The sequence below is a fragment of the Microcoleus sp. AT3-D2 genome (genome assembly GCF_036705715.1).
Classification (GTDB): Bacteria; Cyanobacteriota; Cyanobacteriia; order Cyanobacteriales; family Microcoleaceae; genus Microcoleus.
On sequence record NZ_JAUBVE010000033.1, the window covers coordinates 39,931 to 65,054 of the forward strand.

At 44.8% G+C, this 25,124-nt stretch carries 12 protein-coding genes; 3 read left to right on the top strand and 9 right to left on the bottom strand.

The window, feature by feature from the left end; translation table 11 throughout:
* Positions 1-122: 122 nt before the first annotated feature.
* Positions 123-1,601, top strand: a complete 1,479-nt coding sequence (locus tag QUB44_RS15745) for a leucyl aminopeptidase (protein ID WP_333369071.1) — start codon at positions 123-125, stop codon at positions 1,599-1,601.
* A 413-nt stretch (positions 1,602-2,014) separates the two neighbouring features.
* Positions 2,015-4,237 carry a PAS domain S-box protein gene (locus QUB44_RS15750; RefSeq protein WP_333369073.1) on the top strand — a complete coding sequence of 741 codons (2,223 nt, stop codon included), beginning with the start codon at positions 2,015-2,017 and terminating at the stop codon, positions 4,235-4,237.
* A gap of 504 nt (positions 4,238-4,741) precedes the next feature.
* Here QUB44_RS15750 and QUB44_RS15755 read toward each other — a convergent pair.
* From QUB44_RS15755 to QUB44_RS15795, 9 genes are all read right to left on the bottom strand, one after another.
* Positions 4,742-10,087, bottom strand: coding sequence for an AAA family ATPase (locus tag QUB44_RS15755; protein WP_333369075.1), 5,346 nt, complete (start codon positions 10,085-10,087; stop codon positions 4,742-4,744).
* 173 nt (positions 10,088-10,260) lie between these two features.
* Positions 10,261-15,642 (bottom strand): AAA family ATPase, encoded by a 5,382-nt coding sequence (locus QUB44_RS15760; protein WP_333369077.1) that lies wholly within the window; start codon positions 15,640-15,642, stop codon positions 10,261-10,263.
* Between the two features lie 482 nt (positions 15,643-16,124).
* Positions 16,125-17,138: a cytochrome d ubiquinol oxidase subunit II gene (gene cydB, locus QUB44_RS15765; RefSeq protein WP_333369079.1), complete on the bottom strand. Its 1,014-nt coding sequence runs from the start codon at positions 17,136-17,138 to the stop codon at positions 16,125-16,127.
* An 8-nt stretch (positions 17,139-17,146) separates the two neighbouring features.
* The gene (locus QUB44_RS15770) at positions 17,147-18,589 is read right to left on the bottom strand and encodes a cytochrome ubiquinol oxidase subunit I (RefSeq protein WP_333369081.1); all 1,443 of its coding nucleotides are present in this window, start codon (positions 18,587-18,589) and stop codon (positions 17,147-17,149) included.
* 274 nt (positions 18,590-18,863) lie between these two features.
* Positions 18,864-19,337, bottom strand: a complete 474-nt coding sequence (locus tag QUB44_RS15775; RefSeq protein ID WP_333369083.1) for a hypothetical protein — start codon at positions 19,335-19,337, stop codon at positions 18,864-18,866.
* A complete protein-coding gene (locus QUB44_RS15780) occupies positions 19,312-20,517 on the bottom strand; it encodes an urease accessory protein UreH domain-containing protein (RefSeq protein ID WP_333369085.1) in 1,206 nt (401 codons plus the stop codon). Before QUB44_RS15780 ends, QUB44_RS15775 begins: the two co-directional genes overlap by 26 nt.
* A gap of 379 nt (positions 20,518-20,896) precedes the next feature.
* Positions 20,897-21,964, bottom strand: a complete 1,068-nt coding sequence (locus QUB44_RS15785) for an LOG family protein (RefSeq protein ID WP_333369087.1) — start codon at positions 21,962-21,964, stop codon at positions 20,897-20,899.
* A 189-nt stretch (positions 21,965-22,153) separates the two neighbouring features.
* Positions 22,154-22,477: a thioredoxin gene (gene trxA, locus QUB44_RS15790; RefSeq protein ID WP_006631199.1), complete on the bottom strand. Its 324-nt coding sequence runs from the start codon at positions 22,475-22,477 to the stop codon at positions 22,154-22,156.
* A 508-nt stretch (positions 22,478-22,985) separates the two neighbouring features.
* Positions 22,986-24,149 (bottom strand): GuaB3 family IMP dehydrogenase-related protein, encoded by a 1,164-nt coding sequence (locus QUB44_RS15795; RefSeq protein ID WP_333369089.1) that lies wholly within the window; start codon positions 24,147-24,149, stop codon positions 22,986-22,988.
* A gap of 108 nt (positions 24,150-24,257) precedes the next feature.
* Between QUB44_RS15795 and QUB44_RS15800 the strand changes: the two genes are divergently transcribed.
* Positions 24,258-25,007 (top strand): lipid-A-disaccharide synthase-related protein, encoded by a 750-nt coding sequence (locus QUB44_RS15800; RefSeq protein ID WP_333369091.1) that lies wholly within the window; start codon positions 24,258-24,260, stop codon positions 25,005-25,007.
* The last annotated feature ends 117 nt before the right edge of the window (positions 25,008-25,124 follow it).

Here is a 25,124-nt window from a genome sequence, read left to right on the forward strand (position 1 = left end):
TTATTTTGATGTGGAGCGGAAAATTTGTGCGATCGATCTATTTACCCGCACCAACGAAAAACCACAAACCACCCACTGCAAAGTACAATCAAAAATCTAAAATCTAAAGTGTAAATCAAAACATGGAATTTCTAGTCACCGATACGCCCCGCTCTGTTTGGACGGGAGACGCCCTGGCAATTGGTCTGTTTGAGGACGCCCTGGAACTCACGGGCGAGCTGGCACAATTAGATGAAAAGCTTGCAGGCACTTTGAAAGAGCTACTACTGGAAGTAGATTTTAAGGGCAAAGTGGGTACCAGCGCCATCACCCGCGTCGGCGGCAATAATCCCATTCGCAAAATTGCGATCGTCGGTTTGGGAAAAACAGAGGATTTAAAATTAGACACCGTGCGGCAAGCTGCGGGCGTTTGCGCCAAGTTAGCCAAAAAGGAGAAATGCAAAAGCCTCGGAATTAGCTTTCCTGTGTGGAAAAGCGCGCCGGATTCTACAGCAAGCGCCATCGCCGAAGGTGTAGAACTCTCCCTGAATCAAGACAACCGTTTCAAATCGGAACAGGAAGACAAAAGCCCGCAACTCGAACAAATTCATTTGCTCGGTTTTGCCGGTACCGAAAGTGCGATCGCCCGCGCCCGCCAAATCACTGCCGGAGTCATTTTAGCACGGGAATTAGTCGCAGCGCCGGCAAATTTTGTCACCCCGATTACCATGGCCGAAACCGCTCAAAGTCTCGCTGCAGAATGCGGTTTAGAGTTAGAAATACTGGAGCGGGAAGACTGCGAAAAACTAGGAATGGGAGCCTTTCTCGGCGTGGCTCTAGCATCTGATTTACCACCAAAGTTCATCCATTTGACTTACAAACCCGAAGGCACACCGCGCCGCAAAATAGCAATTGTGGGCAAAGGATTGACCTTTGATTCTGGGGGTTTGAACATCAAAGGTGCGGGCAGCGGCATTGAAATGATGAAAGTAGATATGGGCGGCGCTGCGGCTACTTTGGGAGCGGCCAAGGCGATCGGACACATCAAACCCGATGTGGAAGTTCACTTTATCAGCGCCGTCACTGAAAACATGATCAGCGGCCGCGCCATGCGCCCTGGAGACATCCTTACAGCTTCCAACGGCAAAACAATTGAAGTCAACAATACCGACGCTGAAGGTCGTTTAACCCTGGCTGATGCTTTGGTATTTGCTGATAAATTGGGAGTTGACGCAATTGTCGATTTAGCAACTCTAACCGGGGCCTGCGTAATTGCTTTAGGTGACGATATCGCGGGTTTGTGGAGTCCTCAAGATAGTGTCGCCGCCGAAATAGTCGCCGCCTCAGAATTGGCAGGCGAAAAATTTTGGCGAATGCCGATGGAAGAAAAATATTTTGAGGGCTTGAAAGCATTGCACGCCGACATGAAAAACACAGGCCCACGTCCCGGTGGTTCGATTACGGCGGCGCTATTTTTGAAGCAGTTTGTAAAGGATACTGCATGGGCGCATTTAGATATTGCCGGCCCGGTTTGGACTGACAAAGAAAATGGCTACAATGGCCCTGGGGCTACCGGTTTTGGAGTTCGGACTTTGGTGCATTGGGCGCTGGGCGGCGCTTAATTGTGGATTTCCAGCCCAAAAATTGAGATTTTCTCTGCGTTAAAAGTTTGTTAGTCCATCTGTGAGCCAGGGGTTAAAAACCCCTGGCTCACTGCCTAAGTAATCTAAAAGAAAATTTAATAGCGATCATTAACAATTTAAATGTTTCTGAAGCAATCAGTACGCGAACCTATGTATTCGGTCACAGGGAGCAAGGTAAGCGTTGCTAGCCGTGAGGCTCACCCATTGCTCATACTTGGGCAAAGCTTCGTTCCCAGGGCCCAACCTCGATAGTTTTGACATTTCCTGAAAAAATGGCTGTTTCATAAAAAATGAAAAAAGTATATAATTATGTAAATATTTCACTAGCCGAAATCAAATAATTAGATTTGATCGGATTTGCATTGGTACAGATAATTTTTTTCTTGAACTTTATGCAAGAACAATTAACAATTTTTTTTTCAACACTTTCTGTATCTTCAACACTTGCCTGCAACGTGGTGCCGGAGTTGCGATTGTATGCTGTTTTTGACTCGCTGACGGCGCTGGCTTATTGCTCGATCGCCCTATCTTTAGTTTATTTTACCCGCCAAGGTTCTCACCGCAAGATTTTCCGGCTGTTTGCCGTTGTTTTTTTTGCCTGGGGCGCGGCTAAATTGACGGAAGTTTGGACGCTTTGGCATTCCATATATTGGCTGTCGGTAACTCTCAAAGCTACAAGTGCTTTGATTTCTTGGCTTTTAGCCGCACTCGCCCTCGCCTTGATGCCGAAAGCACTTGCCGAGTCTGGTTTAAATCAAAGAGAAAAATTTCAACAACAGTCGTTAAAACAGGTAGAAGAAAATCAGCACCAACATGACATTGAGAAAGGAGAATTGGCAAAACAATCGATCGCTCTTTACCCTTCAGATACTATTGTCGATCGCACTTTAGCTCTCAATTCGCTTAACGAACAGTTAGAAAAAGAAATTGCCGATCGCCAGCGGGTTGAGGAAAAGTTGCAACTGACTCAGTTTGCGATCGACCGATCGGCAGATGCGATATTCTGGATCGGGCCCGACGGTAAATTTTTGTACGTCAACGACGCCGCTTGCTCTTCATTGGGATATTCTACCGCTGAATTGCTCTCGATGACCGTGCACGACATCAATCCAGATTTTCCCCAAACTGCTTGGAGTTTGCACTGGAAAGTCTTAAAACGATGCGGTTCGGTGAATATAGAAGTTCACCACCTCACTAAGTACGGTCGCATCTTTCCGGTAGAAATTACGATCAACCATTTGGAATTTAACGGCAAAGAATATCAGTGCGCGTTTGCTCGCGACATTAGCGAACGCAAGCGGATTGAGGCAGCTTTGCGAGAAAGAGAAGAAGAATTTAGGTCATTAGTTTCTAACATTCCCGGTGCGGTTTATCGGTGCAGCCCTGCTGGGCGATCGAGCCTAACTTTTATCAGCAGTGGCATAGAAGCTATTTCCGGCTATCCTGCAGCTAACTTTATGCAAAAACCGGTGCAGGCTTTTCCGAGTATAGTTCACCCCGATGACGCTGAGCAGATCGAGACAATTATCGATCGGGCTATTAAGACCAAACAACCTTACATCATCGAATATCGCCTAATTCACTGCGACGGAAATGTGCGGTGGGTTGTAGAGAAAGGTCAAGCCCTTTTCCACGCAGACGGTGAAGTTTTATCCCTCAACGGCGCCATTTTTGACATAACAGAGCGCAAAGCAGCGGAGGATGCTTTGCGGCTCTCCGAGGCGATCGCCAACAACAGAGCCCAGCAGCTAGAAATCGCTCTCAAAGAACTTCGAGAAACTCAAGCTCACCTAATTCATACCGAAAAAATGTCAAGTCTCGGTCAAATGGTAGCTGGAGTAGCTCACGAAATTAATAACCCTGTCAGTTTTATCTACGGTAATATTTCCTACGCCAGCCAATATATCAGAGACTTGTTGCAGCTTGTGAAACTTTATCAAAAACATTATCCTCAGCCCGAGGTAGAAATTCAAGAATGTATTGACAATATCGATTTAGAATTTATGAGAGAAGATTTACTAAAAATATTATCTTCGATGAAAATGGGAGCCGATCGCATTCGCGAAATAGTTCTGAGTTTGCGAAACTTCTCGCGTTTAGACGACTCAGTAAAAAAACCTACTAACCTTCACGAAGGCATAGATAATACCCTCTTAATATTACACAACAAACTCCGAGCCAGAGGCGACTATCCAGAAATAAAAATTATCAAAGATTACGGTCAACTCCCTTTAATAGAATGTTATGCTGGTCAGCTCAATCAGGTATTTATGAATCTGCTTAGCAACAGTATTGACGCCTTGGAAGATGCTTGCAACCAAAAAAGGCGATCTGCGGCCGGCGGCGACGATTGGAAACCAACTATTAGGATTCGCACAGAAGCCCTGAACGAAAATAGTATTTGCATCCGCATTGCCGATAATGCGATCGGCATGACAGAAGACGTGCGGAGCCGATTATTTGACCCGTTTTTCACGACAAAACCGATGGGAAAAGGCACCGGTTTGGGGTTAGCCATCAGTTACCGAATTGTGGCGGAAAAACACGCCGGAGCCTTGAGCTGCCGTTCCACCGTAGGAGAAGGTACGGAATTTGCGATCGAGATTCCTTTATGAATTAGTGCGACGGAAGTATCATATCATTTCCGGTTACACCGTCAGGTAATGTTGACTGTTGACTGTTGACTGTTGACTGTTGACAGTCATTGGTAACAAGTTAAGCTAAGAAAGCATTTGTCAATCAGCAATTATGCTCAACATTTACTCGGATTTTGGGCCCAAAACTGAGATTTGGGCGATCGAGGAATCATGCCGAGGGTGATATTTATACCTACTCTCTCTCGAATCGTGAATTTTCCACTCCTAAAAAAGCAGTTTTTTTGAGTAATATTACTGATTGACAAATGCAATTAAGTCTTAACTTGTCACCAATGGTTGACAGTGAACAGTGAACAGTGAACAGTGAACAGTGAACTCGAATTTACTATTCCGATGCTAACGGATTTGATATCAAGAGTTTGGCAGAAGTTATCGCTCACTATAAATTGTAAAGTGGGGTGTGAAAAACTTTCAATTTTCAAGAAAAATCTCAAAATTGGCTATAAATTACCAAGGTAATGCTCAACATGGCAGTGAAATTGTAAATTGTGTACCGCAACCTAAAGTTGAGTTGACTTCGAGCATACCAGAGTGTTTCTCAACTACAATCTGCCGTGCGATCGCCAAACCCAATCCCGTGCCTTTACCCACACCTTTAGTTGTAAATAAGTGGTCAAAAATATTCGCTTTTATCTCATCTGATATCCCTGGCCCGTTGTCAGAAATGCGAATCATCACCCACTCCTTAGACTGTCTTTCTGTCCGAATCGTGATGCAATTGGCTGGGGCTTTAATCTTCTTTAAACTCTGTTCCACATTTGATTCTTCCAGTGCATCAATGGCATTTGCCAATATATTCATAAACACCTGATTTAATTGTCCGGGGAAGCAATCCACTGAGGGCAAGTTCCCGTACTCTTTCACCACTTCAATCGCTGGACGCTGTTCGTTCGCTTTCAATCTGTGTTTGAGAATCAAAATCGTACTGTTAATTCCGTCATGAATATTGAAAGGAACTTTGTAATCTTTGTCGGATCTGGAGAAGGTGCGGAGACTGGTGCTGATACCTTGAATGCGATCGCACCCAACTTGCATAGAATTCAACATTTTGGGTAAATCTTCTAAGAGATATTCGATATCGCTCTCTTCAGCTTTTTCTTCAATCTCCTCACCCGGACTGGTAAATTTTTCTTGATAGAGTTGCAAGTATTCTGTAATATCTTTGACGGCGGCGATCGCTTCATGAATATTGCCAGAAATAAATCCGACTGGATTATTAATTTCATGGGCAACCCCGGCCACTAAGTTCCCCAAAGCCGACATTTTTTCGCTCTGCACTAATTGCAGTTGAGATTGTTCCACCTGGTGGGCGTAGTCCTGCGATTGCTGATACAGTCGCGCATTTTCTAGGGAAATGGCAGCCTGAGTGCAGAGGAAGTTGAGGACGAGGAGACGATCGCGAGTAAACACTCCTTTTGTCGATCGATGTTCGAGATAAAGTATGCCAACTAAATTCCCGCGATCGAGAATCGGAGTACATAGCATACTCTGAGGTTGCTCCTGGAACGTATAATCATTCATTAAACCCGGAATATCGGTTTTGCCACCTTCAATAACAACAGTTTGCAGGGTATGTTTGACATAATAAACCAGCTTGAGCGGAATCACCGCCGAGCCATCTAGAGGTTGGGTTTGCAGCAGGGTTGTGGGTGGCTGGTTATCGGAATTGATGTGAGTTATTGCCCGGATTTGCCATTCATCCTGATGGGGGAGTAGCAAAGCACAAGTTTCTGCCCCTGAAGTTTTCAAAATAATTTGGTTGAGGGTGTCGAGCAATTCATCAATCTGAATTTTACTGGATAAAGCTTGAGCAGCTTGCACAATAGAGGCGAAATCAAGGGCATCGGAAATACTCGTGCTACTGCTGGAAGTGTATGAAGACTGGCTAATCGTTCCCAGCGTCTCTAAGGGATTAAAGCGAAGTTTGGGCTGATTCAGGATAGGTTGAAGTAATTGGGGATAGCGTTGTTCTAGGTCTTCAACTTTGGCTTTAGCTCCCCAACGGGCATAACAGTAGTACGCTTCCTGCATATAGCTGGCGGCCACTTTTTCTTTGCCCGAGTCAAGGTAGAACTTGGCAGCTAATTCGTTGGCAAGTGCTTCTTCTTGGAGGAATTGATTTTCTTTAGCTAGTTGGATGGCGCGATCGTATAACTCTAATGCTTGCCAATTAATCCCTAATACCCTAGCCTTTTCCGCTTCAATTAATTCATATCTATACCGATTTACTTCTGGTGTATTTTCGGCCCAAAACTTCATTTTTTCCTGATTAACATTAACTTGTTCCAAGTAGCTTCTTTGTTCATCTACCGTGACTTCAGCATAGCGATTTAACAATGTTAGCGAATGGTAAAAATTGAGAACTATGACTTGCATAAAACCAAAAGCCGAGCCGGATTGCTCCTGTGCTAGTCCCACATTTTTTAAGGCTTGGATACTATCGCCCAACAAGTAACCTAGAATAGTTTTAGCCAGATAAAACATAAATAAAACTATTCCAGATTTAGCAGCAATAATGCGGGGCAAAGTTTTCTGTTCATCAAAGCTTTTACCGATCAATAATAGGGGCTCTGCGGCTTGACCCTGTAAATTCAAACCTAATTGCCGCCATACTTGCGAGAAATGGGTAGAACTTTCTTGTTTAAAGTTAATACAAAAATTACCATAAAATTCTTGTTGCTGGATGGCTGATTCTAAGTTATCTTCCGTAAAAAATAAGTAACTACACAAATTTGCAGCACAATATCCACCCCATTCAAAATCACCTACTTCTAGCCCTGCTTGTAGTCCTTCTCGCAAAGGATCGACACTATTTTTGGCGGGTTCTTTCCAAGTGCGAATATTGCCATTGAACAAGTTATAAACTTGGGCTTTTAGCTCTTTAGCGTTGAACTTATCTAATAATTTTAAGGCAACTAAGCCTGCATGATAACCTCTATCTAATTGACCTAATCCTACTAACAATAACCCGTAAAAACCATAGGCAAAAGATGATAGTGCTGAATCTCCATATTTAAGGCACAAATTAATCATGGTGATGATTAATTGCGGAAAAATCTCTGGTCTTGCTACAAATACAGGAGTACAGAGTGTTCTTAAAATTTGCATGGCTGCCAGCTTATATGGATCTGTCATCAGCGGCAAATTATCTAAATCGTCAAGATTTGGTAAATCAATTATCAAATCCTTTTCCAAGTCTATTGTTAGTAAAGAAATTGATAGTTTTTCTAACACTTCTAACCCAATATCTACTGCGGCGATCATTTCTATTTGCTGAGCAATATGAATTTGCATTTTTAATTCATAAATTCTCACTTTTTCGAGTAAACTCTTGACTGCTGTCAGCGCCAACTCAGCTAATTTTAATGATTTCTCAAAGTTAAGGTTTAAATATTCAGCTTCGGCAGTAGCGATGTAAATATTTAGGGTCAATTCATACTGATTTTGCCAACAGTCTGTTGTCAGTAACTCCATCGCCGTTTGTAAATAGACCGTTGCGGCAGCATAAGCATTAGAAGTTTTGGCTTTCCGCCCTGCCACTAGGTTTAATTCGGCTAATGCTTGGCGATCGCGACTTTGAGTGATTAAATCTTTACCCTGATTTAAGTGTCTGACAATCTCAAATATTTTTTCATCCTGCTCTATGTTTGAGGAATTTTGTAGTAACAACTGTCCGATTTGGAGATGAGTTGCTTGCTTTTTTTCATCAGGAATAAGGGAATAAGCAGCTTGTTGAACGCGATCGTGCAAGAAGCGATAGGCAACCGTTTGAGAAGTCGCTTCAGAAATAGCCTGTTCTATTCCTACATAAAATTTATAAACTTCACTTTGGGGAAGAATCAGCCCTTCTTGTAAAGCTTTCCACAAAGCCGTTGCGGTTTCAGTCTCCGAACTCTCTAAAACAATTGCCAATGTTGCCAGATCGAACTGGTTGCCAATACAAGCGGCTAATTTTAAAACATCCTGAGTTTCTCTGGGCAACTTCTGCAACTGCTGCGCCATAAATTCCACCACATTATCGGTCAGTGCTGCCTCTCTAACTTTACTAATATCGCACTGCCAATGTCCCGCTTTGATATCGAAAATAATCAATTCATCCTGATGCAAGGCTTTGAGAAACTGCGTCGCAAAAAATGGGTTTCCTTGAGTTTTTTGATAGACTAATTCTGTCAGCGGTTGTGCCAACTTAGGAGAGCAAACAAGAGTATCGGCTACCAATTGATTCAAACTAATTTGACTGAGGGGTGCTAATGTTATGGTGTTGAGGGTTGTTCCTGCCTTCCTCACTTCATCTAGGGTCAACATCAGCGGATGGCTTGGTGATACTTCATTATCCCGATAAGCTCCCAGCAGCAACAGATAACCCAATTGCGACTCATTGACGAGCAATTGCATTAACTTCAGCGATGCCGAATCCGCCCATTGTAAGTCATCCAAAAACATTACCAAGGGATGCTCTTTTGTTGTGAAGACAGCAATAAATTTGTGGAAGAGCAAATTAAACAGATTTTGAGCAGCAATCCCCGATATTTCTGGGGCTGGGGGTTGTTGTCCGATAATCCGTTCTAGTTCGGGAATGACTTCAATAATGACTTGTCCGTTGTCACCAAGCGCTTCGAGAATTTGACTTTTCCATGCTTGGATTTGGGCATCACTTTCACTGAGTAATTGTGCCATTAAATCGCGGAATGCCTGGACAAATGCCGAGAAGGGAATGTTGCGGTTGAACTGGTCGAATTTGCCTTTGATGAAATAGCCGCGCTGCCGGACAATCGGTTTATGCACCTCGTTGACTACAGCCGTTTTACCAATCCCGGAGAACCCAGCGACCAGCATTAATTCTGATGTGCCAATCGCTACCCGCTCGAAGGCACTCAACAGGGTTTGTACTTCAGTTTCTCGACCATAAAGCTTTTCAGGAATCAGGAAGCGATCGCATACATCCCGCGTTCCTAACTCAAAAGTTTCAATTTTTCCAGTTTCTTGGTACTGATACAAACACTTTTCTAAGTCATGCTTCAATCCCAAGGCACTTTGATAGCGCTTTTCGGCATTTTTTGCCATCAGCTTCATGACAATATCCGAAACCACCTGCGGGATTTCTTTGCTGTTTATTGAAGGAGGTTGTTTGGCAATATGGCAGTGAATCAACTCCATCGGGTCGTCACATTCAAATGGCAGTTGTCCTGTCAGCAGTTCGTAAAAGGTTGCTCCCAGAGAATAAAAGTCGGTGCGGTAGTCGATGCCTCGGTTCATTCGTCCGGTTTGTTCGGGAGAAATATAGGCAAGGGTTCCCTCTAAAATGTTGGGATTTTGAATTTCTTGAGTTTCTCTCGGAAGTAGAGAAGCGATGCTAAAGTCAATCAGTTTGACTTGTTTAGTTTCGGGATGAATCAAAACGTTAGCTGGCTTAATATCTTTGTGAATGACTCTGTTTCGGTACAGTCCGTTTAGAATGTCAGTTATTTGAATGGCTATTTCCAATATTTCTGCTAGAGTCAGCGAGGCCTCTTGGGCGTATTCTCGCAGAGAAATGCCGCCAAAATCCTCCATTACTAGGGCATAGCTGTGGCGATAGGAGTCCAAATTGTAGGGTTCAACTACTCCCGGCAGACGTAGGTTTTTGGCGATGGTGTACTGGTTGCGGAATTGCAGTAGTTCGCTGAAGCTGGGATAGTCTCGATTCAGTAGTTTAATGACAACCGGAAGCTGGTCTTTTTCTCGGATAGCTCGATAAACTAGGGTTCGCGAACCACAGTATAATTGCTCAACCAGATGATATCCAGAAATTCGGTTCGTTAAATCCACTGCTGTACTCCTCTGGATTACTCCATCTTAGACATTGACTCTTGTAACTAAGTATACACTTTTCTTTGTCTAGTCTGAGGAAAATAGAACTGCGAAATCCCCAGCCGACCGACTCTACCGCTTTTATTTTTTTTCACTTTTGAAGAGAAAGATTGCCCTCTCTCAAGATAGTCTTATCCTTTCATCGGCAATAAAATTGTAAACTCCGTCCCTTCTCTCAGTACAGAATTTACCTCTATTGTACCGCCGTGTTTCTCAACTATAATCTGCCGTGCTATCGGCAGTCCCAACCCCGTCCCTTTCCCTACTTCCTTGGTAGTAAATAACTCATCAAAAATCTTCTCTTGCACTACCTCACTCATGCCCACACCGTTATCTTTAATGCAAATTATCGCTTGTTTTTTATCTAGAAAAATGTCGGTCTTAATGGTAATTTTATTGGCGATTTCTGCATAATTTCGTCCTTGATTTGATTCATCCAAAGCATCGATCGCATTACCTAACAAATTCATAAATACTTGATTCAACTGTCCGGCATAGCACTCCACTGGTGGCAAATTCCCATATTCCCTAATCACTTTGATTTCTGGACGAGTATCGTTAGCCTTGAGGCGATGTTTCAGGATCATAATGGTGCTATCGATGCCATCGTGGATATTGCAAGCTACGGGATAGTTAGTATCCGCACGGGAGAATGTCCGTAGACTGGTACTAATATCCCGAATCCGCTTCACGCCTTCCCGCATCGAACTTACTAATTTCGGTAAATCTTCCCGGATGTAGTCCAGATCTATGTTTTCGATTTCTTCTTGAATCTCTGGATCTAGTTGCGGATATTTTTGTTCATACAAATCGAGCAATCCAAACAAATCTTTGATATGATCTAAGGCGGGTTGAATATTACCAACCAGAAAACCAACTGGATTATTAATTTCATGAGCAACCCCAGCCACTAAGTTTCCCAAGGCTGACATTTTTTCGCTTTGAACTATTTTTATTTGTGCTTGTTTGAGATCTGTAAATGCTTGTTGAGATTCTTGATACAACCGGGCATTTTCTAAGGAAATAGCAGCTTGAGAAGCCAGCAAATTTAGCACTTCAATGCGATCGCTCGTAAAGGCCCCAACCGTCAGGTTATTTTCCAGGTAGAAAACTCCTATCAACTGCCCTTGATTAAGAATTGGAATACACAGAACACTGATCGGCTGGTGCTGTTCAATATAGCGATCGCTCGCAACCAGGGAACTTACCCTAGCATCGACTATTACCAAAGGTTTCAAACTACGCTTGACAGTGTTAACCAAACTAATTGCTACATCCTGACTTGATTCTAAAGGTATTGATGGTAATAGCTCAGGTTCCTGTCCCTTTGCTACAAGAGCCGCTACCTGTAAATACTGTTTGTGTTTGAGCAATAAGACACACTTAGTGGCGCCAGCATTCGCGATCGCTATTTTTAAAAGAGTAGTCAGGAGTTTATCTAGTTCAATCTCCCCAGAAATGGCTTGAGAGGCTTGGATCAGAGTAGGCAAATCTAGAAAATTCGAGTTGCTGCTAGAAGAGTTTGTATTATAAGTAATTGTTCCGCGGGCGATGGTTTCCTTGAGGGAACTAAAGGATTGAGCTTGCTGAAGGATAATACCGAGTAAGCGAGGATAACGTTTTTCCAAATCCTCTATTTTGGCTTTAGCTCCCCATCGGGCATAACAATAATACGCTTCAATCATGTAGGCTTGAGCTACTTTTTCTTTGCCCCATTCCAAGTAGAATTTCGCGGCTAGTTCGTTGGCGAGGGCTTCTTCGTTGATGAATTTATGATCTTGAGCTAGTCGGATGGCGCGATCGTACATTTCGAGTGCATCTGCCTTGTAACCCAAAACCCGCTGCCGTTCTGCCTCAACCAAATACCACTTATGCAAATGATTCATCGGAGCATTTTGCGCCCACTGGTGCAGAGTTGTTTGATGAGTTTCCACAGAGGCCAGAATATCAGCTTGTTCAATTTCTGGCTGTGTGGAAAACACTGCCAGGTACGTCAGGGCTGCATAAAAATGGAAAATGGGAACAATAATTAACCCCGATACTGCCATCACAGACTGTTTGGCTGGGGTAATGTAGTTTAGAGCAGCCGGATAATTACCAAACGAATAGGCAAGCAGTAGTTTGTAGACGTAGACAAGGGCGATCGCACTGAATTCGCGATCCTGATAGTGCTTAGGAATCATCACCGTTTCATCATAGGCAGTTCCGATTAAGCAATCCGACAGAGTACGAACTTCCCTCAAGTTCTGCAACGTCTGCCACCCCATATGCAAATAAGTCCGAGCAGAATATTGCTTCACCTGAGCCAAGGTAGCACTGTAGACTGCAAGTTCCGGTTCCCAAGTATCCAGTTCTACGCCACCAAAAAAGTTGATGTAGCTGTAAGTAGCTATGTTGTAGCCAGCGTTGAGAAAATCGCCAGTTTCCATGCCAGCCGTAAAGCCTTCTTTCAGCGTTGGTATCCCTGCCCTCATAGCATTTTGATGATGCTGAATAAATGCCCCAAACATATTATGAGTAATGCACTTAAATTCTGGTGCATTGACCCGATCGAGCAAATTCAATGCCAATTTACCAAAGCTATAGCCCGTTTTTGCCTCTCCCAAAAAGGCACTTAATACAAGTCCGTGAATCGCATAGCCCACCGTTGATGCGGGTGCATTCCCAAAGGAGAGCGATAAACTTACCATCGTGGAGCTAAGTAGGGGCACTAAGCCTGGAATTCCCTGGAGAATGGGTGCAAATAACATGGCCAATATTGGCATAGCTGCCTGAGTCTGAGGATCGCTCATCACAGGCAGATCTATTAGTTCCTCAATTTTTCTGCCGCTTAGTTGCTCCGCAAGGCTCTGTAGCGCTTTACCAATCAAGGCTTCATCAGGTTCGGTGGGGAGTTCAACCCCCAACTGCAAGAGTGCATCTCTGGCTACTGCAATCGCTTCTAACGTCTTGCTCTGTGCTGTCTGTGCGACGATTTGAATTTCGTAAATTTTGATTTTGTCTAAGATTGTCTGTGCATTCTGTAACACCCGTGCTGCAATCTGTTCCATGCTGTCAAAGTCAGCATTCAAATAGGCGGCTTCAGCAGCAGCAACATAGAGGTTCAGAGTCAATTCATACTGGCTTTGCCAGCAGTTGGCTGTTAGTAGCTCAACCCCCACTTGTAGATAAACTCTGGCTGCTGTGTAGGCGGTAGAATTTCTGGCTTTACAACCGGCTGCCAAGTTTAGTTGAGCTAAGGCTTCCCGTTCGCTCGGTTGGGCGATCAACTCAATTCCTCGATTCAAATGCCCGACAATATCAAACAGTTTTTCCTCTTGCTCTATCTCGGGGCAATTTTGCTGGAGTAACTTTCCTATTTTGAGATGCGTTGCTTTTTTCTGCGAATCAGGAATTAGCGAATATGCGGCTTGCTGGACGCGATCGTGTAAAAATCGATAAGTTGGATTAGCTGAAGCCTTGAAAACTTCATCACTATCCCATTCCGTAAAGAACTTATAGATTTTTGTCGTGGGAATCACCAAACCTTCCTGTAATGCTTTCCATAAAGCTGTAGCCGTCATTCCAGCAGATTTTTCACTGACAATTACTAACGTCTTCAAATCAAACTGTGCTCCTATACAAGCTGCTAATTTGAGAACCTTCTGAGTTTCTTTGGGCAACTTCTGCAATTGCAACGCCATAAACTCAACGACATCATCAGTGATAGCTAAGGCTTTGACTTGGGCAATATCACACTGCCAATGCCGAATTTTCCAGTTAAAGCTAATTAGCCCATCGTCATGTAATGTCTTGAGAAACTGAGTGGCGAAGAAAGGATTTCCCTGAGTTTTTTGATATACTAATCTTGTCAAAGGTTGGGCAAGGGATGATTCGCTATTCAGCGTATCCGCCACCAACAAATTTATATCGGTTTCGCTTAACGGTTGCAAAGTAATCGTATTCACTGTTGCCCCTGTTTTAAGTATCTCATCCACTGTTAAGATAAATGGATGCACAGGGGAAACTTCATTATCTCGATAGGCCTCCAATACTAATAAATATCCTGTATCCCTCATCAATAATTGTAGCAAATTTAGGGAGGCTGAATCCGCCCATTGCAAATCATCCAAAAATATCACTAAAGGATGTTCTTTGCTCGTGAAAACTTGCACAAATTTCTGCATGAGCAGATTAAAGCGATTTTGGGCGGCACTTCCTGACAGTTCTGTTGCAGGAAGTTGAGCGCCAATTATGCGTTCTAACTCAGGAATCACGTCAATCAAAACTTGTCCGTTGTCTCTGACTGCTGCTAAAATCTGGGTTTTCCATGTTTGCAGTTGGGTATCCGATTCTGATAGCAATTGACCCATTAAGTCGCGGAAGGCTTGCACAAAGGCACTGAAGGGAATGTTGCGTTGAAATTGATCGTATTTGCCTTTGATAAAATAACCGCGCTGACGGACAATGGGTTTATGGACTTCATTGACAACGGCGGTTTTCCCAATTCCCGAAAAACCCGCTACTAGCATCATTTCGGTGCTACCTATGCTGACTCGCTCAAAGGCAGCTAATAGTTGATCAACTTCTTTTTCTCTACCGTAGAGCTTTTCGGGGATAGTAAAGCGATCGCTAATATCTCGCTTTCCGAGTTCAAAATTTTCTATCTTGGCTGTTTTTTGTAATTGAACTAAACAAATCTCTAAATCGTGCTTGAGTCCTAATGCACTCTGATAGCGTTTTTCGGCATTTTTGGCCATCAGCTTACTGACAAGTTGCGATAAAATTAGGGGTATCTCTGGATTTATTTGATGGATCGGTTTCGACGGTGTAGCGAGGTGACAATGCACCAGTTTCATCGGATCATCCGAGATAAATGGCAGCTTTCCTGTCAACAATTCATAAAAGGTCACACCCAGGGAATAAAAGTCACTACGATAGTCAATGCCTCGATTCATCCGTCCTGTTTGTTCGGGAGAGAGATAGGCTAATGTTCCTTCTAAAATATTGGGATTCTGGATTTCTTGGGTTTCTCGTGGTAGGAGGGATGCAATACTAAAGTCAATTAGTTGAATTTTTTGGGTGTCGGGATTAATGAGAATATTAGCGGGTTTAATATCTTTGTGAATGACTCGGTTTTGGTAGAGATAGTGAATAATGTCTGTTAGTTGTATGGCGAGTTGGAGAAATTCTGCTAAAGGTAAAACTTGAGATGGTTGAGTTTCATTTGTTGTTGTTTTGAGATAAGTAGGTAGGGAGACTCCGCCAAAGTCCTCCATTACGAGGGCATAGCTATTCTGGTATACTTCCAGCGTCAGGGGTTTGACGATGTGAGGAAAGTCGAGATTTTTGGCAATGGTATATTGGTTGCGAAACTGGATGAGTTCGTTGAAGGTGGGGTATTCGTTTCGCAGCAGTTTGATGACGACTGGGTATTGGTCACGGGTACGGATGCCTCGATAGACTAGGGTACGTGTACCTACATAAAGTTGCTCTGTAATCTCATAGCCTGAGAAATTGGCGATCGTATCCATAACTGGTTGACCCTTTATTATAAAACAGTTAAATTAAACCTTCTATTCCATTGTATTTTATTATTTGACAAAGATAGCGATCGCAAACTCTGCATCCTCGGTATGGACAGAATTAACTGTAATTTTTTCTTGATGTTTATCAATTATTATTTGGTCGAAATCTACTTGGTCACAAGTCCCCGGATTTATCTGTGTACCTTTGAAAAAAGCTCCACATCCCGATCGCAAGCCCGCGAACTCATCCGTGCGAGCAATCTCAAATCTCAAATTTCAAATCGCATGACGTGCGATCGCTAATCCTAAATTAGTTCCTTTGCCTACTCCGCACTATTTGCGCTATGTATAGTATAGTTGTCTAATATGGTGATGGTATCAGAAAACAATTATTTGTATTTTTTAACCGCAAATATACGCAGATAAACCCGGATAGAGAGTTGATATTATCTGCGTATATTGGCTGACATCTGCGGTTTGATTATGTTTTATTCCCCGTAGTGCCCGCCGACAACCTTACCCCGAAACACAACATAATTGTAGATGTTGTAAAAAATCATAATCGGGAGCAGAACGCCCATAAACACAATCATAAATACCAGGGCGCTGGGCGAAGCTGCGGCTTGGTAAATCGTGATTTGTGAGGGAATAATGTAGGGAAAAACAATCAATCCCAAGCCAATGAAAGTAAGCAAAAAAATCATAATTGTCCAGACAAACGGCGTGCGTTCTTCTTTGTTTGCGAGACTTTTCAGCAGCAGCCCCACTAACAGCACTCCCAACAAAGGAATCGCGGCAAAGACATAAACTAGCGGTTTTTCAAACAACCTGGATCTAGCACTTTCGTAAAAAATCGGAGTGGCGATCGTGATTAAAATCGCTCCGATTAAAGTCGTCACCGCCGCAATTTTAGCCGTGCGATAGTGATTTGTTTGCAGTTCGCCCTCCGTTTTCATAATTAGATAGGTTGAACCGATCAAAACATAGCCTTGAATCAGCGTCAAAGCCACTAAGATCGATCGCCAATCCAGCCAGTCCCAAGTAGAACCTACAAAATGACCGGCTTCATCAACCGCAATGCCTTCGAGCACCGCACCGAGGGCAAATCCTTGAGCTAAAGCTGCTAAAAAACTGCCAGCACCAAAGGCATAATTCCAGAGTAATTTGCGCTTAGAATGCTCGCGAAATTCAAAGGCTACAGCCCGAAATATCAAACCAAAAAGCATCATGCAAATCGGTATATACAGCGCTGTCAAAATCGTACCGTAAGCGAGGGGAAATGCGCCAAATAAAGCGCCTCCCATTAAAACCAGCCACGTTTCGTTCGCGTCCCAAACGTTGCCCAAACTCGTCATTAAAATGCCCCTGCGTTCCTCGTCGTCAGCAGTCAGAGACAGGATTCCTACTCCTAAGTCAAAACCGTCTAGCATGACATATAGCAGGAGAAACAAAGCCAAAACTACAAACCAAACTTGTGGGAGAAAATGCTCCAAAGCTTGCATAAAATCTCCTATTGTTGTGCTTCTACGGGACGTTGATCGGGAATGTGTTCTGCGGGTTGACTTTCGATTGCAGGTTCATTGTCTAAACCTGGCACAGGCAGACTTAAATTAGGCCCTTGGCGGATAATTCGACTGCCAAAATACAAGGCACAAACAAACAAAAAGCTGTAAACAACTGCAAAGAAACTGAGAGAAGTTAAAACATTGCTGGCGGGGATGTTTGACACCGCGTCAGCAGTGCGAATTTGCCCGTATAAAGCCCAAGGTTGTCTGCCGACACAGCGCACAATCCAACCCGATTCTACAGCAATATATCCCAGTGGAGCAGCTAATACCCAAGCGCGCATCAGCCAAGGTTGACTGCTAATATTTTCAGCAGAAAGTTTGCCTCGCAGCCACTGAATTATACTGAATAGCATCAATCCTAAAAAAAATAATCCAATCCCGGACATGATGCGGAAACAATAGTAGATTAAACCCACCATTCTGGGTCTATCTTCAGGTTTCCATTCCTTTAAACCTAGTACGGGTTCGGATAGATTTTGTTTGAATTCTAGAATGTATCCTAAGCCATTGGGAATGCTAATTTCCCAGTCATTTTTTTGGGCTTTTTCATTAGGGAAAGCTAGCAAAGTCCAATCTGCTGACTCTCCCGCTGGTGAAGTTTCCCACTTAGCTTCGATTGCTGCTAATTTAGTGGGTTGATAGTGATAAACTTGTTCGGCGCTCAAATGTCCGATGTATATCTGCAAAGGTGCAACGGCGATTGCTGTTGCTATGGCAATTTTTAAAGACTTGGAAAAAAAGGCTTGGTTGCGCTTATTGAGAATGTACCAAGCGCTAATGCCGCCAATGACAAACAGCGAAGTTTCTAACGTCGCAAAAAACATATGGAGAATGCTGTTTAATGCGAACGGGTTCATAATTGCTTGAAAGTAATCGCTGACAATAAACTTGCCATTGACCATTTCTCCCCCCGCAGGAGTTTGCAGCCAAGAGTTAGCGACTAAAATCCAGACGGTTGATAGGTTAGCGCCGAAGGCTACCATGATTGTAGCGAAATAATGGACGATCGGGTGAACGCGCTCCCAACCAAACAGCATAATGCCTAAAAAGCCGGCTTCTAGCATAAATGCCATTGAAGCTTCAAATCCCAAAATGCTGCCAAAAAAGTCACCAACAGCTTCTGAAAATGGTGCCCAATTCGTGCCAAACTGAAATTCCATCGGAATTCCTGAAGCTACTCCAATACCGAAGTTGAGGACGTATAGTTTCGACCAAAAACGAGCGTGATGGTAGTAGTCGGGATTGCGAGTTTTCAGCCACATTCCTTCAACAATTACCAGATAAATTCCCATTCCCGTAGTCAGAACTGGCCACAGCATATGGAATATGGCGGTTAGCGCAAATTGCATCCGTGACAGCGCCACGGTGTTAGATAAGATATCCATCGTTATATCCTTTGCTCAGTTCAAGAGAGGTTAGCTTGCACAAATTACATAATGGACACTGGTTATAATGTAGTGTAAAAATTTGTGACATTTTGTAGAGTTGGCAATTTTTAAGGTTTTATACAGATTTCGCTTGTATTTTTTTGTATGTTAAAATAGGTAGATTATGCTTTGTCGTTGGGTGGGGGCGGGTTTAGGAGATTGTGGGTTTTAGGCATTTATTGTCGGTGAACCCGCCCCTACAAGATTTATGTTCGGTGATGGAAAGATTATCTTAGCGAACCGTGACTGTATAAGTCAGTTTAAAGGGTTTAAAATTAGCTTTATTTTGGGCTGTTCCGCTCAATTCAATTTCGTAAATCCCAGCCTTTGGAAACACGATATTAGCTCCCGGAATCCCTTGATATTTCTCGGCAGATATGGCGGTTAAAGGCGGCTGCATCAGCGGCTTATCCCCATCTTTACGATTTTTCGGATAAACTTCTAATTTGCAATTACACTGCTCTAGCGGGATAATTTGACCGCCTCTGCGAGTTAGGGCAAACCACACTCTCGCAGGCTCTCCGGCGCGGGGGTTGTGGTTGGGTTCTAGGTGAAAGGTAGCAGCTACATCTCCCGATACTTCGACTTCGTGCGCCAAAACAGAAATCGAGTTTAACTGTGGCGCATTGGGAATTGTTGCTTCAATTAGCAATCCTAAAAAAACTAACAATCCCAAAGTTTTACTTTTGTTTGATAGGGGAAACATAGAACTTCTCCAGTGATAAAACTGACCAAAACAAGCGCGATCGCACAAACATAACTAACACCGCAACCACCGCTAACACCGCTGTCAGCAGTTGATTGTGCAACTTCCATTCAAAACCGCCGAGATAGTGGGAACCGATGAGTGCTGCGTGTACAGCGCACAGCAGGAAAGCTGGAACGCTTAACAGGTGAAGCATTCGCCACAGTTGGCCTAAAAAATTTTGCATACGATCGCAACTTGTAACCGCCGCCGGCAACATCAACAGCAGCGCCGTCATCCCAGCGGCCATTCCCAACTGATGCTGCGGCAACATAAAAGATAGCGCGTCAAAATTCCATTTCAGCGTATGATCCAGCATATGAAACGTGTGGGCGACTGCTAGGACAAACGCGCCCACACCCAAAGCGCGGCGGTAGCGCAACAGTTGCGGCAAAAACTTGCTAACCGGACGCGCCAACAGTGCTAGCATCAAGGACAGCAGCGCTGCGTAGCCAGTAAAATCAACCATTTCATCGGTTCGCAGCAAGGTAAGAATCCCGATCGCCACCGTCACCCAACCACCCGCACGAAACAGTTGACTGCGCTTGTCCGCGCTCAATCTGCCAGCAAAAAAACCCACACCCAGCATAGTTGGCAGTGTGCCGAGTCCAAAAGCCAGCATCGTTGCCGCACCCAAAACCGGGTTTCCCGTTTCCGCCGCCTTAATCTGCGCCGCGTAGAGGAAACCGCAGGGAATCAAACCCCAAAGCAAACCCAAAGCAACCGGCACCCACCAGTTTTTTTGTGCCGAAAGCTTGCTCATTGCTTGTCCGACTCGATCGTGCGACATTGGGTGCAGCAGCGGCAATCCCGGCAGCAAACCCGGTTTAATTTGCACTACTCCGAACCAAATCAGCATCGTGCCCGTCATAAGTGCGATCGCCCGCCGCAATTCGCTACCCGTACCTGCCAAAAGTCCGCCAGCAATTAACACCGAACCCAGTCCGCCAATTGCAGCACCAACCAAAGCGTAAGCAGCAATTCTTCCCAAATTTAGCAGCAAATGAAAGCGGAAAGCAGCTAATTTATCGTTGCGGGAATTAGAAAGAGAAAACGCCATTGTCAGCGGGCCGCACATCCCGGCGCAGTGACCGAAACTGCCGAGAAATCCCAAAATTGCAATTAGCAGCAGGTCTAGCATCTGGAGTCAGTAGTCAGCAGTCATTAGTTATTAGTTTTTTTACTGCTGATTGATTATTGATGAGTGTTGAATATCATAAATGTAGCCTATCGATTTTGTCAAAAGACAGTCGGTCAATCGATTTTAGATTTTAGATTTTAGATTTTAGAGGCGACCCCACGGATAAATGCGGGGGCTTGAGGATTTTCGATTTTCGATTTTGGATTGATTCCACGGATAAATGCGGGGGCTTGTACCATCAAGAAATTCGTGGTCAAATTTAGCTCAATCAGAGGGGAGGGTTTATTTATCCACTGAGTTAGTTACAAATATTTCTCGTGAAACCCGCCTCTACAGATTAATAACTGTTGACTGTTGACTGTTGACTGTTGACTAACAATTATTTTTGTTCGGGATGGGCTGCGGCGGGTGATGCTGCACCCATTTGATTAATAGCAGCAATTAGCTGATAAAGCCGCCCCAAATCGCGCTGGTTGAAATGCAAAGTCAGGCGCGGCATATCGAAAGTTGCATCTCCTATTTCCGGTTCCAAAGCTTGACTTTTTTCAATTTTTCCGGTGACAACAATATCGCTAAAATCAGCATTTAGCCGATCGACATTCTCCTCAGAAAGCTCTGTTTTCAAGCGAATTACCAATTTTTCGCGCACGTAGCGGCAGGAGTGATAAACCAGATAAAAACTACCGATCGCCTCGCAAGCGACATTTACATCGTCAGTAATCGTATACAGGCTGCGATCGTCGGCTGAAATCAAACCCCGTCCCCGCAATTGTTTTTGCACAAAATAATTCCAATCAAGCCAATAATCTCCTCCAGGTCGATCGATCAATACCAAAGGAGCCGGCCCGAACTTGCCAGTTTGAGTCAAAGTCAGACACTCAAAAGCCTCGTCCAGAGTGCCGAAACCGCCCGGAAACAGAGCCAAAGCATCGCTCTCCCGGAGAAAAAATAACTTGCGAGTGAAAAAATATTTAAAATTGAGCAACTTGCGATCGCCGGCAATGAAAGGATTAGAACTCTGCTCGAAAGGCAACTGAATGTTCAGCCCAAAAGAACGTTCAGCCGTCGCCCCCTCGTTCCCCGCCTGCATAATTCCCCCGCCGCCGCCAGTAATCACCATAAATCCCTGCTGGGCGATCGCCCGCGCAAAGTCTCTGGCCATCAAATATTCTGTCGATTGCGGTGACACCCTCGCCGAACCAAAAATCACAATTTTGCGAACGTGGCGGTAAGGATAAAACAGCTCAAAAGCGCTCTCCATATCTCGGAGCGACGCAGCCAGAATCTTCCAGTCTAGGCGATCGAGATCCTCTCCGGCCATTTGCACTATTGTAGAGAGCGATCGTCCGATCCACTCAGAGTGCTTCAACATTGGCAAGCGATCGAGCAAATCCATCACTTCAGCTTGGAGGGGCTCAAAACCTTGACCAGACCCAGAACGAATCATGAATTTTTCCGAAACGATAACAAATTGTCGCTAATAAAAATTAAGGGGCAAGCCAAAGTTAGAAGCCAATAGCCACCAGCAAATTGCCCTGCTGGCCACTAATAACTTTTCCCGTAGCTTTGCCCCGGTTCTGAAGCGAGTTAGCTGTCGCGGCCCAAAAAGAACAGCGCGAAACCGCTCGTAGTTCAGTTAAATGTACTTTTCCAGAGTGTTGGCCAGAGTAGTTTTCGGAACTGCCCCAACCACCATATCCACACGTTGACCGCCCTTAAATATCATCAGCGTCGGAATGCTGCGGATACCGTATTGGCTGGCCACGTTAGGATTCTCGTCGGTATTAACTTTTACTACCTTGACCTGCCCTTCATATTGCTGGGCAATTTCGTCTACGACGGGCGCCACCATCCGACAGGGCCCGCACCAGGGAGCCCAAAAATCCACTAGAACTGGAACTTCGCTATCGAGCACTTCCTGCTTAAAGGTAGAGTCGGTTACTTGCGCGGCTGCTGACATCCCTAGCCATCCTTGTAAATACTATTTCTCGGATAACAAGTTTAGCAAAAAGTGTAACCACTTGCGTCAACGATTTTAAGAGAAGGCTTATGAACGAAGAAGGAAGACGGTAGAAGGAAGAGGGAAAACGGTAGAAGGAAGAAGGCACAAGGTTTCTGAAGGAACAAGGCACTTATGTTTCCGAAGGCACTTGTGTTTCCCAAGGCAGAATCCACTTATGTAGAAGAAAAATTCTCCCACTCCCAGACTCTCCCACTCTCCCACTCTGGGTCTCTCCGGAGCTAAAAGCCTCAGTTCTGTATCTAGTAAGCAAGAGCCAAGATTTCCGGCAAAAAAGGAACCGCCCGAACAGTAGTCCGGGCGGAGTGTGGTGTGAGGAGTGAACGGAAACATTCGTCTCCGCTTCTTCTATTGTGACATCTCCTTCTCGATAATTCCACAATATTCTGTAAATTTCGAGACTGTGGAACAAATTTTGTCAAGGTATGCTGGTATTTGATCGGTAAATCTACTTACCCATGCCCAACTGCTGAGCTTTTTGATAGACTTTACCCTCAGTCAGCAGAGAAGGAGCAATTACCACCTCCACTTGCTGCATCTCCTTAAGATCCTTAGCGCCCAGGGTGCCCATGCTAGTTTTCAGAGCTCCGAGCAAGTTGTGCGTACCGTCATCTAGGAGGGCCGGCCCGCGCAAAATTTGCTCCACAGTACCCGTAGTCCCCACGCGAATGCGAGTGCCGCGCGGCAAAACCGGGCTGGGAGTCGCCATCCCCCAGTGAAAGCCGCGGCCGGGAGCTTCGGCGGCCCTGGCAAAGGGCGAACCAATCATCACTCCATCCGCGCCGCAGGCAATGCACTTGCAGATATCGCCACCAGTAATTAAACCGCCGTCAGCAATCACCGACACGTATTTGCCAGTTTCGCGATAGTAGTCGTCCCGCGCGGCGGCGCAGTCTGCTACCGCTGTGGCTTGGGGAACGCCGACACCCAATACGCCCCTAGATGTGCAAGCAGCCCCCGGCCCAATGCCCACGAGAATGCCTGCAGCGCCAGTTTTCATTAAATTCAGGGCAACTTCGTAGGTGACGCAGTTACCCAAAATTACTGGTATCGGCATCTCTTGACAGAATTGAGTTAAGTCTAGAGGCGCGATCGCTTCAGGGGAAAGGAAAGCTGTCGAGACTACTGTTGCTTGCACAAAAAATATATCGGCTCCAGATTCAGCAACCGCCCGGCCGTATTTGCTCGCGCCGGCTGGTGTACCGCTGACGGCGGCAATCCCTCCTCCTGCTTTAATTTCTTTAATTCTCAGGTCGATTAATTCTGGCTTGATGGGTTCGGCATAGAGTTGCTGCATCAGGGAAACAAATTCGTGGTTCCCGACACTGGCGATGCGCTCTAATATTGGCTGGGGGTCGGCATAGCGGGTTTGAATTCCTTCTAGGTTGAGCACGCCCATTGCTCCCAATTCCGACAGCAAAATGGCCATGCGGACATCGACTACTCCGTCCATTGCGCTGGCGATAATCGGGATTTCTCGATCGATCCCGCCAATCTGCCACTTGGTATCTGCCAAACTCGGGTCGAGGGTGCGCTGTCCTGGTACGAGCGCGATTTCATCTATGCCGTAAGCTCGGCGAGCACTTTTGCCCCGCCCAATTTCAATATTCACGCTGTTTCACTTCCACAAGGTATTTAAATTAGAGTAACAAAATCGTAGCCTGTCAGCAGGTAGCGATCGCGCAAATGAGTTTAAAAAGCCTGATCTTGATTGGATTTTATGAAACGGAAGGGGGTACTTTTCCTCAGCAACGGCCACGGGGAAGACGCGATTAACTGTCAAATTCTCAAAGCTTTGAGAGCATCTGGCGTGGATGTTGATGTTTCGGCAATGCCGATTGTCGGTGACGGGGCTGCTTACGCGCGATCAACCGTGCCAATTATTGGGCCCACCAGTCAAATGCCGTCTGGGGGAGTTTTTTACATGAATCCCCTGTTTTTTTTCAAAGATATTGGGGCAGGGCTAATTGCTTTGACTTGGCAGCAATTGCAGGCTGTTTGGAAGCATTTGCGCCACTGCGATTTGGTGGTGGCAACTGGAGATATTGTCGTGGCGGCGATCGCCCATGCCAGCAACCGCCCCTATATAATTTTTCTATCGGCCCATTCTAGTTATTACGAGGGGCGAGTCGATTTGGGTTTAATCTTGTGGCAGTTGCTTTGCTCAGAGAAATGTCTGGCGGTTTTTACTAGAGATGCTTTGACTGCTGCTGACTTAAACCGACAGGGTTTAAAGAAAGCTCAGTTTGTCGGCAATCCCGTCATGGACAACCTCAATTCTACGGGCAAAGATTTGCAGTTAATACCCGGAGTTCGGACGATCGCCCTTCTCCCCGGTTCTCGCCTCCGGGAAGCCACCGACAACCTCGTTTTGCTCCTGCAACTGGTTAAAGAAATTGCTATTAACTCTACTGTATCGGTGCAGTTTCGGGCAGCTTTAGTTCCCAATTTGATGCCTCAATTAGATTAGGCCTCTTGCGAAAGTGCGCTCTTTCTAGGTAAAATAAAAGAAAAAATTAGCTTAATAATATGAACTACGAAGAATCACAAAAGTTAACCCCCAAAGACTTTAAACGCTACTGTGGAG